Annotated in this window: 16 protein-coding genes; 3 read left to right on the top strand and 13 right to left on the bottom strand. The window is 74.1% G+C overall.

Features of this window, described 5'->3' with window-relative positions; translation table 11 throughout:
• Window positions 1–20: 20 nt before the first annotated feature.
• Window positions 21–1274: an MgtC/SapB family protein gene (locus tag FQY79_RS08840; protein WP_027072057.1), complete on the top strand. Its 1254-nt coding sequence runs from the start codon at window positions 21–23 to the stop codon at window positions 1272–1274.
• 9 nt (window positions 1275–1283) lie between these two features.
• Here FQY79_RS08840 and FQY79_RS08835 read toward each other — a convergent pair whose 3' ends face one another.
• The 5 genes from FQY79_RS08835 to FQY79_RS08815 form a co-directional block, all read right to left on the bottom strand.
• Complete coding sequence (locus FQY79_RS08835; RefSeq protein WP_146312567.1) at window positions 1284–3161, bottom strand: ATP-binding cassette domain-containing protein; 1878 nt, start codon at window positions 3159–3161, stop codon at window positions 1284–1286.
• A 55-nt stretch (window positions 3162–3216) separates the two neighbouring features.
• On the bottom strand, window positions 3217–3864 hold the full coding sequence (locus FQY79_RS08830; protein WP_222434268.1) for a nucleoside triphosphate hydrolase: 648 nt from the start codon (window positions 3862–3864) through the stop codon (window positions 3217–3219).
• A 118-nt stretch (window positions 3865–3982) separates the two neighbouring features.
• Window positions 3983–4234: a hypothetical protein gene (locus tag FQY79_RS08825; RefSeq protein ID WP_146312566.1), complete on the bottom strand. Its 252-nt coding sequence runs from the start codon at window positions 4232–4234 to the stop codon at window positions 3983–3985.
• An 89-nt stretch (window positions 4235–4323) separates the two neighbouring features.
• Window positions 4324–5109, bottom strand: a complete 786-nt coding sequence (locus FQY79_RS08820; protein WP_146312565.1) for an alpha/beta fold hydrolase — start codon at window positions 5107–5109, stop codon at window positions 4324–4326.
• Between the two features lie 28 nt (window positions 5110–5137).
• Window positions 5138–6415, bottom strand: a complete 1278-nt coding sequence (locus tag FQY79_RS08815) for an acetyl-CoA C-acetyltransferase (RefSeq protein ID WP_146312564.1) — start codon at window positions 6413–6415, stop codon at window positions 5138–5140.
• An 80-nt stretch (window positions 6416–6495) separates the two neighbouring features.
• On the opposite strand from FQY79_RS08815, the gene FQY79_RS08810 reads away from it, so the two are divergent.
• Window positions 6496–7398, top strand: a complete 903-nt coding sequence (locus FQY79_RS08810) for a hypothetical protein (protein ID WP_146312563.1) — start codon at window positions 6496–6498, stop codon at window positions 7396–7398.
• Between the two features lie 95 nt (window positions 7399–7493).
• On the opposite strand, the gene FQY79_RS08805 is transcribed toward FQY79_RS08810, so the two are convergent.
• The 4 genes from FQY79_RS08805 to FQY79_RS08790 form a co-directional block, all read right to left on the bottom strand.
• The gene (locus tag FQY79_RS08805; protein ID WP_146312562.1) at window positions 7494–8087 is read right to left on the bottom strand and encodes a superoxide dismutase family protein; all 594 of its coding nucleotides are present in this window, start codon (window positions 8085–8087) and stop codon (window positions 7494–7496) included.
• A gap of 47 nt (window positions 8088–8134) precedes the next feature.
• Window positions 8135–8701, bottom strand: a complete 567-nt coding sequence (locus FQY79_RS08800; RefSeq protein WP_146312561.1) for a superoxide dismutase family protein — start codon at window positions 8699–8701, stop codon at window positions 8135–8137.
• Between the two features lie 146 nt (window positions 8702–8847).
• Complete coding sequence (gene ntrC / locus FQY79_RS08795; protein WP_146312560.1) at window positions 8848–10254, bottom strand: nitrogen regulation protein NR(I); 1407 nt, start codon at window positions 10252–10254, stop codon at window positions 8848–8850.
• 9 nt (window positions 10255–10263) lie between these two features.
• On the bottom strand, window positions 10264–11337 hold the full coding sequence (locus FQY79_RS08790; protein ID WP_146312559.1) for a two-component system sensor histidine kinase NtrB: 1074 nt from the start codon (window positions 11335–11337) through the stop codon (window positions 10264–10266).
• A 138-nt stretch (window positions 11338–11475) separates the two neighbouring features.
• Here FQY79_RS08790 and FQY79_RS08785 point away from each other — a divergent pair, with 138 nt between their 5' ends.
• Window positions 11476–13215 carry an EAL domain-containing protein gene (locus FQY79_RS08785; protein WP_146312558.1) on the top strand — a complete coding sequence of 580 codons (1740 nt, stop codon included), beginning with the start codon at window positions 11476–11478 and terminating at the stop codon, window positions 13213–13215.
• Here FQY79_RS08785 and FQY79_RS08780 read toward each other — a convergent pair.
• The 4 genes from FQY79_RS08780 to flgA all read right to left on the bottom strand — a co-directional run bounded on the left by FQY79_RS08780 (window position 13209) and on the right by flgA (window position 15923).
• A complete protein-coding gene (locus FQY79_RS08780; protein WP_146312557.1) occupies window positions 13209–14483 on the bottom strand; it encodes an ATP-binding protein in 1275 nt (424 codons plus the stop codon). The genes FQY79_RS08785 and FQY79_RS08780 overlap by 7 nt on opposite strands.
• Window positions 14480–14824 (bottom strand): flagellar protein FlgN, encoded by a 345-nt coding sequence (locus tag FQY79_RS08775; protein ID WP_146312556.1) that lies wholly within the window; start codon window positions 14822–14824, stop codon window positions 14480–14482. The genes FQY79_RS08780 and FQY79_RS08775 overlap by 4 nt, the downstream gene beginning before the upstream one ends.
• Window position 14825: 1 nt before the next feature.
• The gene (gene flgM, locus FQY79_RS08770) at window positions 14826–15131 is read right to left on the bottom strand and encodes a flagellar biosynthesis anti-sigma factor FlgM (protein WP_146312555.1); all 306 of its coding nucleotides are present in this window, start codon (window positions 15129–15131) and stop codon (window positions 14826–14828) included.
• Window positions 15132–15221: 90 nt separating this feature from the next.
• Window positions 15222–15923 (bottom strand): flagellar basal body P-ring formation chaperone FlgA, encoded by a 702-nt coding sequence (flgA, locus tag FQY79_RS08765; protein ID WP_146312554.1) that lies wholly within the window; start codon window positions 15921–15923, stop codon window positions 15222–15224.
• Window positions 15924–16128: the final 205 nt, after the last annotated feature.

The raw sequence follows: 16128 nt of genomic DNA, 5'->3' as shown, positions 1-16128 counted from the left end.
GCGCATGGCATAGTGGCGCGATGCCCGGCGCGTCCGACCTGCCCGTCCTGTCCCTGACCACGGCGCTGGGCGCCGGCCTGCTGATCGGCCTGCTTTACGAACGCCGCAAGCAGGACGACCCGGCGATCGCCGCCGGGCTGCGTTCACACACCCTGCTCGCCCTCGCCGGCGCGATCGCGATGTGGCTGGGCCTGCCCGCGTTCATCGCGGTGCTGCTGCTGGCCGGCGTGCTCGCCGCGCTGAGCTACCTGCATACCAGCCATCGCGACGCAGGCGTGACCTCCGAGGTCGCGATGCTGTGCACCACCCTGCTCGGCGGCCTGGCGATGCGCCTGCCGGTGGCGGCGGCGGCGCTGGCGGTGCTGGTGGCGATCCTGGTCTACGCCAAGCCGATGCTGCACCACATCAGCCGCGAGCACATCAGCGACCGCGAGATCACCGACGGCCTGGTGCTGCTCGCCTTCGCCCTGATCGTGATGCCGCTGCTGCCCGACGAGCCGATCGGCCCCTATGGCGCGATCAACCTGGCCACGGTGTGGAAGCTGGTGGTGCTGGTGATGGCGATCGGCGCCCTGGGCCACATTGCGCTGCGCCTGATCGGCAGCCGCTGGGGCCTGCTGCTGTCGGGCTTCTTCGCCGGCTACGTGTCCTCCACCGCGGCCACCGCCGGCTTCGGCCAGCGCGTGCGCGCGCAGCCGGCGCTGCGCTCGAGCGCGGTCGGCGCGACCCTGCTCGCCAACTTCGCCTCGCTGAGCCTGCTGGTGCCGGTCATGCTGGCGGTGGCGCCGGCGCTGCTGCGCGCGGTGGCGCCGGAGCTCGTGGCCGCGGGCACGGTGCTGCTGGCCGGCGCGGCGCTGGGATTCCATCGCGGCGAACAGGCCGACGCGCCGCCGCCGACCGCCGACACGCGCATGTTCCGCATCGGCCAGGCGCTGGGCCTGGCGGCGCTGATCGCGGGCGTGCTGTTCCTGGCCCAGGTCGCGGCCCAGTGGCTGGGGCCGAAGGCGGCGCTGGGCGCGGCCCTGCTCACCGCGCTGGCCGAGCTGCAGGCCGCGGCTGCGACGGTCGCCACCCTGTTCGGCAACGGCACCATCGACGCCGGACAGGCGCGCTGGGCCGTGATCGGACTGTTCGCGGCCAGCGCGCTGGCCAAGTCGGTGGTCGCCTTCGCCAGCGGCGGGGCAGCGTTCGGGATCCGGATCGCGGTCGGACTCGGCGCGATGACCGCGGCCGCGCTGGCGGTGGCGCTGCGCGGCGCGGCGTTCGGCGCTTGAGCGGCGGCGTCAGCGCGACTCGAGCTCCTCCCAGCGCTTGTAGGCCGCGTCGAGTTCCTCCTGCAGCCGCGCGAGCTCGAGGTTCGCGGCGGTAATGGCGGCGCCGTCCTGCTGGTAGAAGCCGGGATCGTGCATCGCGTCCGTGCGCCGCGCGATCTCCGCTTCGAGCTGCTCGATGCGTGCCGGCAGCTGCTCGAGCTCGCGCGCCTCGCGGTAGCCGAGCTTGCGCCTGGCCGGCGGCGCGGCAGGAGCGGTGGGCGGCGCCGGTTTCACCGGTGCCGGAGCCGGCGGCGCCTGCGCCCGTGCCGGTGGTGGCCGGCGCTGCCGCAGCCAGTCGCTGTAGCCGCCCACGTACTCGCCCAGCCGGCCTTCGCCCTCCAGCACCAGCGTGCTGGTGACCACGTTGTCGAGGAAGTCGCGGTCGTGGCTGACCAGCAGCAAGGTGCCGGGGTACTCGAGCAGCAGTTCCTCGAGCAGTTCCAGGGTCTCGATGTCGAGGTCGTTGGTCGGCTCGTCCATCACCAGCAGGTTGGACGGCTGGGCGAAGAGCCGGGCCAGCAACAGGCGGTTGCGCTCGCCGCCCGAAAGCCGGGTGATCGGCGCACGCGCGCGTTCGGGTGTGAACAGGAAGTCCTGCAGGTAGCCGATGGCGTGCTTGCGCGCGCCGTTGATCTCCACGTACTCGCGGCCTTCGGCCACGTTCTCGAGCGCGCTGAGCGACTCGTCGAGCTGGCTGCGGTGCTGGTCGAAGTAGGCCACCTGCAGGCCGGTGCCGTGCACGACCTCGCCGCGCTCGGGCTGCAGCTCGCCGAGCAGGATCCGCAGCAGCGTGGACTTGCCCGAGCCGTTGGGGCCGATGATGCCGATCCGGTCGCCGCGCAGGATCGTGGTGGACGTGTCCTCGAGCAGGCGGCGCGCGCCATAGCCGTGGCTGACGCCGCGCATCTCGATCACCTTGCGCCCGGACGCACCGCCCTGGGCGACCTCCATCCGCACGTTGCCGCTGGCCTCACGCCGGCGCGCGCGCTCGGCGCGCATCGCCTTGAGCGCGCGCACCCGGCCCTCGTTGCGGGTGCGCCGGGCCTTGATGCCCTGGCGGATCCACGCCTCCTCCTGCGCCAGCAGCCTGTCGAAGCGCGCCTGCTCCTGGGCCTCGGCGTGCAGGCGCTCCTCGCGCCGGCGCAGGTAGTTGTCGTAGTCGCCCGGCCAGCTGGTGACGCGGCCACGGTCGATCTCGACGATGCGCGTGGCCAGCGCGCGCAGGAAGCCGCGGTCGTGGGTGATGAACAGCAGGCTGCCGGCGAACGACTTGAGGAAGCCTTCCAGCCACGCGATCGACTCGATGTCGAGATGGTTGGTGGGCTCGTCCAGCAGCAGGATGTCGGGTTTGCGCACCAGCGCGCGGGCCAGCAGCACGCGCCGCTTCATGCCGCCCGACAGCGCCTCGAAGCGCGCCTGCGCGGGCAGTTCGAGCTGCTCGATCACCTGGGCCACGCGGCGGTCGAGGTCCCAGCCGTGCAGGGCCTCGATCCGCGCCTGCGCCTCGCCCATCGCGGCCATGTCGCCGGCCTCGAGCGCGTGGTGGTAGCGGGCAAGCAGCGCGCCGAGTTCGCCCAGGCCGGCCGCGACCACGTCGAACACCGTGCCGGTCGCGTCCTGCGGCACTTCCTGGGCCATGCGCGCCACCACCGCGCCCGACTGCAGGCGCACTTCGCCGTCGTCGGGCTTGAGTTCGCCCGCGACCAGGCGCATCAGGGTGGACTTGCCGGCGCCGTTGCGGCCGACGATGCACACGCGCTCGCCGGCCTCGATCGACAGGTCCACGCGCTCGAGCAGCAGCGGGCCGCCGACGCCGAAGTCGACGCGCTGGAGTTGGAGCAGGGGCATGGCGCGATTCTACCGGGCGGGCTCGCGCCTCCGGGCCTCGCGGCGTGGCCGGGCCTCAGGCGGCCGGCGCGTCGGCCGTGGCGTGGTCCACCACCAGGTCCGCCGGCCGGCTGCGTGCCAGCACCCGCTCGATGTTGGGCATGTCGTTGGAGGCGATCCAGTGCCGCGCCTCGTCGTCGCTCCTGCCGTGGTGGCGCCAGCGCTCCATCAGCCTGCGTTCGAGCTCGGCGCGCGGCACTTCGATGCGGACGCTCAGGTCGAACAGGTCCGCCAGGCCCGACCAGGGCGCCTCGTCCAATAGCAGGTAGTTGCCCTCGACCAGGACGAAGCGCACGTCGCGATCGACGATGGCCGCGCCGGCGCGCGAGAGCTCGAGCGCACGGTCGAAGACGGGAATGGCGACGTCCGGCTCGGCGTCGCGCAAGCGCCGCAGCAGGGCCGCGAAGCCACGGAAGTCGAAGGTCTCGGGCGCACCCTTGCGTTGGCGCAGGCCGCGCTGGTGCAGGATCGCGTCGTCGAGATGGAAGCCGTCCATCGGCACCACCGCCGCCGATCCGGCGGGCAATGCGTCGTGCAGGCGCGCGGCCGTGGTCGACTTGCCCGCGCCGGGCGGACCGGCGATCGCGATCATCACCCGCGGCGCATCGCCCGCGCGGGCCAGGATCGCGGAGGCGAGCGGATCGATCCCGGTGATGTCGTTCATGCGAAGGTTCCCCGGCCGCGACCAAGCCATGCGACCGACGGCGGCCGCGCCGACATTCTGTCGCCGGATGGCACGATCGGCAATCCGCCTCGCGCGGTTCCGCGGTCGAACGCGCCGATCAGTTCAACGGCAGCGGCTCGACCTGGCCCAGCAGCACCCGCACCGCGTACACGACCAGCCCGACGCCGGCCGCCGCGTACGCGACGAACAAGATCCAGTAGCGCAGCGGCTGTTCGTTGCGGCGGAACACCAGCCGGCCCTTGAACCCGTTCGGTCCGCACGGCAGCCAGCCGAGCGACAGGCTGCGCCAGTCGACCACGAGCAGGCCGACGCCGAGGATCAGGAAGAAAACGCCCTGGAACAGATGCATCGATCACCCCGTGCGATGCGGCCATGCGCTCCCAAGCGTAGCGCGGGCGGGGCCGGAGGCGCACCCGATGGGCCCGCGGCATCGGGCGCCTAGGCGACCTCCGCGAGGAAGGCCACCACCTCGGCCAGCACCCGTTCGGGGTGCTCGCGGTGCGGCATGTGGCCGCAGTCCTCCAGGACCACCATGCGCGCCGGGCCGCCCACGCCCTCGGCGATCCGGCGCGGGAACGCCTCGGAGCCGTACTCGTCGCGGTCGCCGTGCAGCGCCAGCACCGGGCAGCGGACGCGCGGCAGCACCGCATCCAGCGACCAGCCGGCGAAGGCCGGGTCCAGCCAGGTCCCGGTCCACGCGTCGAGCACCCAGGCGGCGCGTGCGCCGTGCCAGAACGCGAGCTTGCCGAGGCCGCCCGGCCGGGCGAACTCCTGTTGCGTGCGGCGTACGCCCTCGACGGTCCGCTGCTCGACGAAGGCCTGCGCCGACATCGACACCACGCCCGCGCAGCGCTCCGGGTCGAACGCCGCGGCGGTCAGGGCCATGCCGCCGCCGACGCTGTGGCCAAGCAGCGCGTAGCGCTCCAGTCCCAGCCCGGCGAGCAGCGCGGGCAGGCCGCCGCGCGCCTCCTCGTCGATGAAGTCGAGCGAATGGCGCGCGGCGCGCGGGGTGGAGCGTCCGAAGCCGAGCCGGTCGTAGGCGATGACGTCGCGCCGCGACGCGGTCGCCAGGCGCGCCGGGAAATCGCGCCACTGGGCGACGCTGCCGAGCGAATCGTGCAGCAGCAGCAGCGGCGGCGCGCAGGCGTCGCGGCGCTGCGGACGCCAGTGGCGGACGAACAGCCGCCCGCCCTCGACGGCGACGAACCGCTCGTTCGACTCCACGCCCCTCCCCGTCCCGCGTCCGCGCGGCTCAGCGCTCCAGGATCGCGACCACGCCCATCCCGCCGGCGGTGCAGATCGACACCAGGGCACGGCCGCCGCCGCGTTCCTTGAGCTGCTTGGCCGCGGTGGCGATGATGCGCGCGCCGGTGGCGGCGAACGGATGGCCGGTGGCCAGCGACGACCCGACCGGGTTGAGCCTGGCCGGGTCGATCCGGCCCAGCGGCGCCGGCAGGCCCAGGCGGTTGCGGCAGTACTCCTCGCTCTCCCACGCGCGCAGCGTGCACAGCACCTGGGCGGCGAAGGCCTCGTGGATCTCGTAGATGTCGAAGTCCTGCAGGGTGAGCCCGTTGCGCGCCAGCATCTCGGCCACGGCCACCGTCGGCGCCATCAGCAGGCCTTCGCCGTGGACGAAGTCGACCGCGGCCACGTGCACGTCGCGGATCCGGCACAGCACTTCGTGGCCGTGCGCGGCGGCCCACTCCTCGCTGGCCAGCAGGCAGGCGGCCGCACCGTCGGTGAGCGGGGTCGAGTTGCCCGCGGTGAGCGTGCCGCGGCCGGAGACGCGGTCGAACGCCGGCTTGAGCGTGGCCAGCTTCTCGATCGTGGTGTCCGGGCGCAGGATGTTGTCGCGGGTCACGCCGCGGAAGCTCACCACCAGGTCGTCGAAGAAGCCGCGTTCGTAGGCGGCGGCGAGCTTGTGGTGCGAGGCCACGGCCAGCTCGTCCTGCGAGTCGCGCGAGATGTTCCACTCCTTGGCCATGTCCTCGCAGTGCTCGCCCATCGACTTGCCGGTGCGCGGCTCGGCCACGCCGGGGAAGTCGGGCTTGAGCTCGCGCAGGCGGAAGCCCTTGAACGCGGCCAGCTTGTCCTTCGCCGTCTTCGCCGCGTTGGCCGCGAGCAGGCGCCGGCGCAGCGACTTGCCGTACACGATCGGCACGTCGGAAGTGGTGTCCGAACCGCCGCCGATGCCCGACTCGATCTGGCCGGTGGCGATCCTGGTCGCGATCAGGTTGATGGTGTCGAGCGAGGTGCCGCAGGCGCGCTGCATGGTGATGCCCGGCGTGAGCGCCGAGAGCCCGGACGAGAGCGCGGCCTCGCGGCCGAGGTTCCAGTCCGAGGCGTGCTTGATCACCGCGCCCATCGCCACTTCGCCCAGCTGCTGGCCGTGCAGGCCGAACTTCTCGACCAGCGCGCCGAGGGTGCGCACCGACATGCCGAGGTTGCCGACGTCCGCGTAGGCGGTGTTCTGGCGGCAGAACGGAATGCGGACGCCGCCCAGCACGGCGACGGGACGACCTTGCAGCATCGTGGAGCCTCTCGGGGGTGCGGGCCCGCCACCGGCGGCGGGCATAATGTCGAGTCTAACGTACCGTGGCGAATGGCCCGATGAACGAAGCGCACACTGTCGCCGGCCAGCCGTCGGCGCTGCCCGCGGGCAGCGTGGCCGGCCTGCTGGCGATCGAACTGGCGCACGCCAGCGAACCGATGCACGCCGCCCTGGGCCAGGCCGAGGCGGCGCGCCTGGTCGCCTGCCTGGGGCGCGACCTGGCCGGGATCGAGCCACGGGTGCGCGAGATGGACCTGTGCCTGGCGGCGGCCCACTTCGACCCCGCCGAGGCCCTGCGCCCGGGCTGGCCGCTGCATCGGCGCCTGGACGAGTTGCTGGCGCGCGCGCCCGGCCGCGGCGGCCCGCCGCGCCTGGTCGCCTTCGGCGCCGATGCCGGCGGCGAGGTGCCGCGGCCGCTGCAGTCCGACCCCGACCTGCGCGGCGGCAGTCTGCGCGTGCTGCCGTTCCTGCTGCACGGGACGCCCGCCACCGCCGCGGCGGTGGCGGGCGAGTTCGAGGCGCGGCTGCTGGACCACGGCATGGCCGCCGCCGACACCGCGCTGCTGCTGCAGGAGGCGTTCGGCGCCCGGATCGAGCACGCGCGCAGCCTCACCCTGCACGACCTGCTGGCGATGGTGGCGCTGCAGTACGACCACCTGGGCCTGGCGCCGCTGTGGCCCCTGCTCGAGACCGCGCTGCTCTCGCCCGCGCGCGAGGCGGTGCTCGACGCGCCGCCCGAGCCGCTGCTGCGCTATGCCGACGGCACCGTGCGCATGGCGATGTTCGCGCCGACCGCCTGGCGCGCGCGGTATCGCCCGGAGGACGGCGACCAGGCGCGCCTGCGGCAGATGTTCGCCCGCTTCGAGACCCGGCAGCGGCAGCTGGCCGCGGTGCTGGGCGCGCACGGCATCGAGGTGGTGTACGTGGAGGCGGCGGCGGACGTGGACGGGCGGGGGGTGTAGCCGGGTCCGGTGTGGCGGTGGGGGTGCCCCCTCCCGGCCTCCCCCCGCAAGCGGGGGGAGGGGTCCAGGGCCGACGGGGTCGGTGCGGTCGGGGCTTACCGGGCTTCGATGACGCCGCAGGCCAGGCGGGCGCCGGCGTTGCCGGTGGGCTGGGTGGTGTAGTCGTCCGGGTCGGCGTGCACGATCACCGCCTTGCCGACGATGTCGCTGGGGCTGCCGTCGCCCAGCGTGGCGCCGCGCAGCAGGCTGTCGACCGTGGCCACGCCCTGGTCGTCGGCGGCGATGTTGTCGCTGTCGCCGGCGTGGTGCTCGCCTTCGCCCACGCGTCCGTGCGCGCTGGCGGTCGGATTGAAGTGGCCGCCGGCGCTGGTGGCGTCGGGGGCGCTGCAGTCGCCGTTCTCGTGCACGTGGAAGCCATGCTGGCCGCCGGGGGGCAGGCCGGTGACTTCGCCGGTGATGCGGATCCCGCCGTCCACCACGGCGAATTCCAGGTTGCCGGCCACCGCATTGCCCTCGGTGGGGGCCAGGGCGGCGCTGGCAGAAGCGGCGGCGGGCGCGGGCTCGGGCGTGTCGGCCATGGCCGGGGTCGGGTCGGGGCCGGGCCCGGCGGCGTCGCCGGACGGCGCCTGCGGCTGGCAGGCGGCCAACAGCAGCGCGGCGGGCAGGAGCAGCAAGGGGACGTGGCGCATCGGGATTCCTCCGTGGACGGACAGAACTGGGAACGCTAGCGGCGGCGTCATTCAACCGCGGTGATGACGCCGCAGGCCACGCGCGCGCTGATCGCGCCGGGCGTGGCGCCGAGCACCAGCAGCGCGCGGCCAAGGATATCGTTGCCGGCGCCGCCGCCCAGCACCGCTCCGCGCACGACCAGGTCGACCCGGGCCACGCCCTCGGCGTCGGCGAAGATGCGGCCGGGATCGCCGGCCACCGCGCCGTCCTGGCGCGCGCCCGCGAGCGGGTCGAAATAGCGGCCGGCGCTGCGCGCGTCGACGGCGCTGCAGTCGCCGCGCTCGTGCACCTGCAGCCCGTGGGCGCCGTTGCGCACCAGTCCGCCGACCTCGCCGCGCACGCGCACCCCGCCCTCGACCGGGGTGAGGACCACCCGGCCGCTGACCAGGCTGCCCGAGGCCGAGAACAGGTTGGCGACCGCGCGCGGCACGGTGCCACGCACGGCGGTCTCGCGCGGCGCCGGCTCCGGCGGCGGCGGCGCGGCCGGCGGCGGCCCGGAGGCGCAGGCCGCCAGCAGCAGCAGGGCGATCGCGGGGAGGCTGCGGACAGGCTTGGCGACGGCGGGGTCTGGCATCGGGGGGCGGTGCACGAACACGCGAGGCAGCGGCGCGGCATGGCCGCCGCGGGCGTTCGAGCCTAGCGGGCCACGCGCGGCGGGCCAAGGCGCGCCGCGCCCCGCGGCCAGCCGCCGTGCAGGTACGGCCTGGCCGCGGCGCCGGATCAGCCGCGCCGCGGGCGGCGGCTGGCGCCGAGCTTGCGGGTGACCGTGTTGCGGCCAAGGCCCAGGCGCGCGGCCGCTTCGGCGCGGCGCCCGCCGGTATGTTCCAGCGCCGCCTCGAGCAGGGCGCGGTCGAAACGTTCGCGGGCGCGCGCATGCAGGTCAGGGGTGCCGGCAGCCAGCTGTTCCAGGGCCCAGGCGCGAAGCGCGCCGTCCCAGTCGGCGTTGGCGCGTTCGCCGGCCTGGAACATGCCGTCCAGGTCCGAGGCGGTGATGGTGTCGGCCGGCGCCAGCGCGGCCAGGCGCCAGCACAGGTTCTCCAGTTCGCGCACGTTGCCCGGCCAGTCGTAGGCCAGCAGCCGCTCGGTGGCGGCCTTGGAGAACCGCTTGGGCGGCGCGGAGAACTTCTCCGCCGCCCCATGCAGGAAGCGTTCGGCCAGCGCCGGCACGTCGCCGCGGCGCTCGCGCAGCGGCGGCAGCCGCAGCCGCACCACGTCCAGGCGGTGCAGCAGGTCGGCGCGGAAGCGGCCTTCCTGAACCAGGGCCTCGAGGTCCTGGTGGGTGGCGGCGATCACCCGCACGTCGACCCGGATCAGCTCGCGCCCGCCGACGCGGAAGAACTCGCCCTCGGCCAGCACCCGCAGCAGCCGGGTCTGCAGTGAGGCCGGCATGTCGCCGATCTCGTCGAGGAACAGGGTGCCGCCGTGGGCCTGTTCGAAGCGGCCGATGTGGCGCTTCTGCGCGCCGGTGAAGGCGCCGGCCTCGTGGCCGAACAGCTCGCTTTCCAGCAGTTCGGCCGGGATCGCGGCGGTGTTGAGCGCCACGAACGGCTGCCGCGCGCGCGGCGACTCACGGTGCAGCGCGCGCGCCACCAGCTCCTTGCCGGTGCCGGTCTCGCCGGTGATCAGGACCGTGAGCGGCGCCTGCGCCAGGCGGCCGATGGCGCGGAACAGCTGGCGCATGGCCGGGGTGTCGCCGACCAGCACGTCGTCGTCGGGTTCACCCTCGGCCACCGGCTCGGCCGGCTGCTCGTGGCGCTCGCCCAGCACGCGCGCGGCCAGTTCCACCGCCTCGTCGAGGTCGAACGGCTTGGACAGGAACTCGTAGGCGCCGCCGCGGAACGCGCCCGCGGTGCTGGCCACGTCGGTGTAGGCCGACATCACCACCACCGGCAGCTGCGGGTGGGCCTGCTTGATCTTCTCCAGCAGGGCCAGGCCGTCGTCGCCGGGCATGCGCACGTCGGTGTACAGCAGCTGCGGCGGCGGCCGCGTGTCCAGCGCCGACAGCGCGGCGTCGGCCGAATCGAAGCCCGCGACCTGGTAGCCGGCGTCGCTCAGCGCGGTGGCCAGCACGAACCGCACCGAGCGGTCGTCGTCGACCACCCAGACCGTATCGCCTTCAGCGGACATTGACTGCCCTCATTGCGCGGAGCCTCCTTCGGGGCCGGCCGGCCCGCCGTCGCCACCGTCGGACAGCGGCAGCAGCAGGGTGAACACGGTGTGGCCCGGGCGCGAACGATACCCCAGCGAGCCGCCGTGCTCGCGCGCGACCTGCTGGGCCATGGCCAGGCCGAGGCCGCTGCCGTCGGCGCGGCCCGACACCAGCGGCAGGAAGATCTGTTCGGCCAGCGACTCGGGCACCCCGCGCCCGTCGTCGCCGATCTCCATGCGCAGCGCCAGCGCGTGCACCTGCTCGCCGATGCGGGCGCCGAACTCGGCCCGGGTGCGCAGGGTGACGTTGGCCGCGCCGGCCTGGATCGCGTTGCGCACCAGGTTCCACACCGCCTGGGTGAGGCGGTCGGGATCGCCGCGCAGCGGCGGCAGGCTGGGGTCGTAATCGCGCACCAGGCGCACCGCCCAGCCGGCTTCCTGCTCGGCCAGGCGCACCACCTGCTCGAGCACGCCGTGGATGTTGAGCGGCTCGTGCGGACGCGGCGGCGCCGGCGACAGCAGCCGGTCGACCAGCTGCGACAGGCGCTGGACCTCGGCGGCGATCAGCTCGACCAGTTCACGCCAGTCGCCGTCGCCGGCGCGCCGGGCCAGCAGCTGCGCCGCGCCGCGCAGTCCGGCCAACGGGTTGCGCAGTTCGTGGGCCAGGCCCTTGAGCGCGGCCGACAGCGCCAGCGGCAGGGCCTGGGCCGGATCCTCGCCGGGAAATTCGTCGACCGGATGCGCCTCGAGCAGGATCGCGCCGCCGGGCTCGCGGGCCAGCCAGACGTCGGCGAAGCGCGGCTCGCCGCCGAGGAAGGCCAGCGCCACCCGCCGCAGCCGGCGCGGGCCGTCGGCCTCCTCCAGCCCCTCCAGCGCCCGGCGCAGGCCGTCGCCCTCGACCTCCAGCGCCACCAGCGGCTGGTCGGGGAGCCGCTTCTGGCTCACCCCCAGCCAGCGCGCGAAGGCCTGGTTGCAGGCCACCACCCGCCCGTCCCGGTCCGCCCGCAGCACCGGGGTGACCAGTGCGTCGAACGCGGGATCGAAAGTGGGCGGCGCGGGCATCGCGCCAATATAGTGCAGTGCCCGCATCGACGCCGGGATGCGCGGGATGGAGGCGATGACCGGTCCGCCGCGCGCGGGGCCCGGCCGCCGGTGCGTATCGGCGGTGAAGCAGGCGCCGGGACCGGATACCCTGCCGCCATGACATTCGGCTTCCAGCAATCCGGCGGGGTCCCGGTGGATCCGGTGACCGCGCTGTACCGGCTCGGCGGCGGCGGGCCGAGCCTGACCGCGGTGCTGGCCACGGCCCAGGCCAGCCGGCGCAACGTGGCCCTGCTGCACGTCGACATCGACATGCTGCAGCTGGTCAACGTGAACATGGGCGAGGAGGTCGGGGACCAGGTGCTGGCCGCCGTGGCCCAGCGGCTGCGCGCCACGATGCCGGAGGACGCGATCCTGTGGCGGCTGGGCAGCGACGAGTTCGTGGCCTGCATCGCCTACCGCGAGGGCGAGCCCAACGGCGAGGCCCTGGCCGAGCTGTTCCGCGACGCGCTCGAAGGCCCGTTGTCGATTCCGCCCTACACCCTGCCGGTGACGGTCTCGATCGGCATCGCGGTGTTCCCCGAGCACGGCACCGACGCGGCCGCGCTGCTGGCCAGCGCCGAGCGCGCGCTGCGCGAGAGCAAGCGCGGCGGACACAACAACGTCGGCCTGTACTCCGGGGTGCCGGCGCGCACCACCAGCGAGGCCGGCTTCGCCGACCGCTTCGTGGGCGCGCTCGATCGCGGCGAGATGAAGATGTACTTCCAGCCGCAGGTGTCGGCGCAGGACGGCAGCCTGGTGGGCATGAGCGGCCTGCTGCGCTGGGATTCGCCCGAACACGGGCTGCTGCGGCCGAACCGGTTCCTGGCCCGGGTGGAACGCGCCGGGCTGTCCGGCCAGCTCGGGCTGTGGGTGCTGGACGCGGCGATGCAGCAGCTCGCCGCCTGGCGCGAACGCGGCCTGGACTACCTGACCCTGTCGGTGCACATCGACGGCGTGCTGCTCTCGCGCGCCGACTGCCTGGACGCGATCGGCGAGCGCCTGCACCGCTACCAGCTCAACGCCTCCTCGTTCGAGTTCGAGCTGCCCGAGAGCGCGCTGGCGCTGGACGTGCACCGGATCCACGACACCCTCACCGGGCTGCGCTCGCTGGGCGCGACGCTCACGGTGCAGGACTTCGGCCGCGGCGGGCTGAGCTTCGCCGCGCTGGCCCAGTACCCGCTCGACCGGCTGCAGATCGGGCGCAGCTTCATCCGCAACGTGGCCAGCGACCCGCGCAGTGCGGCGATCGTGCGCGGCATCATCGCCATGGGACACCGCCTCAACATGAAGCTCACCGCCAAGGGCGTGGAGACCGAAGCCGAGCTGGGCTTCCTGCGCCGCAACCACTGCGACTTCTTCCTCGGCCACCTGTTCAGCCCGCCGCTGCCGGCCGAGCTGCTCGACCCGCTGGTGCAGAAGCGCTTCCTGCTGCCGTCGGCGTTCGCCGCCACCCGGCCCGAGCGCACCCTGCTGCTGCTCGACGACGAGGACAACGTGCTGCGCGCGCTGGTGCGCCTGTTCCGCCGCGACGGCTACAAGGTGCTCACCGCCAGCACCGTGCGCGAGGCCTTCGACCTGCTGGCCAGCAACCCGGTGCAGGTGATCGTCTCCGACCAGCGCATGCCCGACATGAGCGGCACCGAGTTCCTGGCCAAGGTGCGCGAGCTGTACCCGGACACGGTGCGCATGGTGCTGTCGGGCTACACCGACCTGGCCACGATCACCGAGGCGATCAACCGCGGCTCGATCTACCGCTTCCTGACCAAGCCCTGGAACGACGACGAACTGCGCGGCCACATCGAGGCCGCGTTCCGCGCCCACGAACGCCAGGGCGACGCCGAGTTCGCGGCCTACTGAGCCTCGTCGCCGCGGGAGCCGTCGTCACCGTCCCCGCCCTGGCGCGGTTGCACGACGGGCAGGACCACGCGGAAGGTGGTGCCCACGCCCTGCTCGCTCTGCACCTCGATCCGGCCGTGGTGCTTGGACACGATGCTGTAGGCGATCGCCAGGCCCAGCCCGGTGCCGCGGCCGATCGGCTTGCTGGTGTAGAACGGGTCGAAGATCCGCGGCAGCACGTCGGGAGCGATGCCGCAGCCGTTGTCGGCGATGCTGATCCAGGCCTCGCCGTCCTCGGCGCCGGTGGCGATGGTGATGGTGCCGCGGTTCTCGACCGCCTGGCCGGCGTTGATCAGCAGGTTCACCAGCACCTGGTTGATCTCCGACAGGTGGCACTCGACCGGCGGCAGTTCGCCGTAGTGCTTCTCCACCCGGCACTTGTACTTGAGGTCGTTCCAGACGATGTTGAGGGTCGATTCCAGGCCCTTGTGCAGGTCCGACGGCCGCATCGCGTCGCCGCGGCCGACGTAGGAGAACTCCTTGAGGTCCTGCACGATCTTGGTGACCCGCTCGATGCCCTCGCGCGACTCGTCCAGCAGCTTGGGCAGGTCGCCGAGGATGAAGTCGATGTCGAGCCGCTCGCGCTGCAGCCGGATCGCCTCGCGCACGCCCGGGTCGGCGCCCTGGAGCGCGGCGTCCTGCTGCTCGATCAGGCTGAACAGCGCGGCGACGTACTCCTGCAGCGTGCCCAGGTTGGAGTGCACGTAGCCGATGGGGTTGTTGATCTCGTGCGCCACGCCGGCGGCGAGCAGGCCGATCGAGGCCATCTTCTCCGACTGCAGCAGCTGCTCCTGGGCGCCGGCCAGGCGCCGGTGCGCGGCCTCGAGCTCGTCATGGCGCTGCTGCAGTTCGCGCTGGCGCGCCTTGCGCGCGGTGACGTCGTCGAAGATGAGCAGGAACAGGCCGTCCTCGCCTTCGTCCCGGCCGTGGCGGACCACGATCTCCAGCACCACCCCCGAGGACATGGTGACCTCGCCGGCCCAGCGGCCCTGGGCGCGGGCCTGCTCCCAGGCCTCGCCCGGCAGCAGGTCGAGCAGGGTCGACGGCGCCTGGCCGGGCAGCGCCCGGGTGGCCAGGGCCTCCGCCGAGGGGTTGGCATGGGCCTGGCCGCGCGCGCGGTCGACCAGGACCACGGCGTTCTCGGTGGTGCGGAAGGCCCAGTGGATCCGGCGGCTGCACGGGTCCGGATCGTGTCGCGATGGCGGTTGCTGCGTCTGGCTGCTGTTCATCCCACTCCCAGACAGCGCGCCTGGGGGCGGGCGCCGGACTGTCCGCGGGCATCGTACACGCCGGTGGACTCCACGCGCCCGAGATGGCGCAGGGCCCAGCCGACCTCGCGCCGCCGGCGCGACAGCAGCACGCCGTTGGCGTGGTTCTTCTCGCGCAGCGCCTGGAGCCGGTCGGCGGCGATGGTGCCGGGGCGCGCGGCCTCGGCCCGGCGCAGCGCCGCCAGCTTGTCGGCGGTGGACGCGAGCAGGGCGTCGACGTCGTTCTCGAGCAGCGCCCGGCGCTCGGCCTCGAGCGCGCGATCGAGCGCTTCGAGCGGGTGCTCGGCGACGGCCGCGCTCATGTCAGCCCCCGAGCAGCCGATCGAGTTCGAGCATGCGCGAGGCCACGGCCTGGGCGTCGACCTGGTAGCTGCCGTCGGCGATCGCCTCGCGCAGCGCGTTCACCCGGGCCATGTCGATCCCGGCCGGGCCCTGGGCCAGTTCGCGCGCCATCGCCTGCAGGCCCTCGGCCTCGCCGGTGAGGCGGATGCTTTCCGCGGGCGCCACGGGTTCGCCGCGCGCGGCGCTGGCGCTGGACGTCGGCACGGTCCGCGCGGCGGCCTCCTGCGGACGCAGGACAGGCCCGCTGCCGTCGATCTTGTGGGTCATGGGTGGCTCCTGGGGGTGGCTGGTCGGGCACTGTAACGGCCCTGCCCCCCGGAACTTGAGCGCCGTCACCAAATCCGGCCTGGCGGGCGTTCATGGCAGCAGCTCGACCACGCCTTCCCCGACCAGACGGCCGCGCAGGACCCGCCCCGAGGACACGTTCTGCACCCCGATCCGGCCGCCGGCCTGGGCCGGGCCCATGGCGCGGCCGGGCACCCGGACCTCCACCCCGCCGACCCGCGAGACCAGCACCACCGGGTCGCCCCGGCGCAGCGGCGCGCCCAGCGACAGATCCTGCTCGGTGGGCACCGCGCCCGGCGCGAGGGCGCGCAGCGGCACGCGGCCGACCAGGGCCTGGGGGTCGCGGAAGGCGGGGCCGGCGGCGGCGCCGATGTCGCGGGTCTGGACCACCAGCTGGTCGGCGGTGATCGGCCTGCCGGCGGGCGCCGGGCTGCGCAGCACCACCACCTCGGCCTCGCGCCGCACCCGCACCGGAACGTAGAGATGCCAGCCGGGGTCGTCGGCGCAGCGCACCTGGGCGGTGCGGGGGCCGGTGGCCACCGCCTGCAGCGGCTGGCGGCAGCGCGCCAGCCGCAGCGACGGCGCCAGCACGGCCTCGGCCGCCTGCGCGTCCTCCGCGCCCACCGCGGACACCGCAGCGGCGGCGATCTCCTCCAGCGGCTGCGGGCCGGCGGCCAGCGCCGGGGCCGTGGCCAGGGCGGCCGACAGCGCCAGCACGGCCGCGACGCTCCCGCGCCGCGTGCGGCGCAATGGTCGGTGCCTGGCGTCGGTCATGGTCCCTCCCGTGGTTCGAAGGCCTGCCCGGCCCGTGCAATCCGCGTGCCGGGGCCCGCGCCCCGACCCGGACCGTCCCCTTGTAGACACTCTGTTCCCAGTCAACCCTGCACAACCGCGAACAGCTTGCTGCCGTCGTAGCGTGCGGGGTTGCGCACCAAGGCCCACACGGCTGTGAGCAGCTTGCGCATCACCGCTGCCACGG

It is taken from the genome of Luteimonas wenzhouensis (assembly GCF_007859305.1).
Lineage (GTDB): Bacteria > Pseudomonadota > Gammaproteobacteria > Xanthomonadales > Xanthomonadaceae > Luteimonas > Luteimonas wenzhouensis.
The sequence above is the reverse complement of the archived record's forward strand: the minus strand, read 5'-3'. Positions and strand labels throughout refer to the sequence as shown.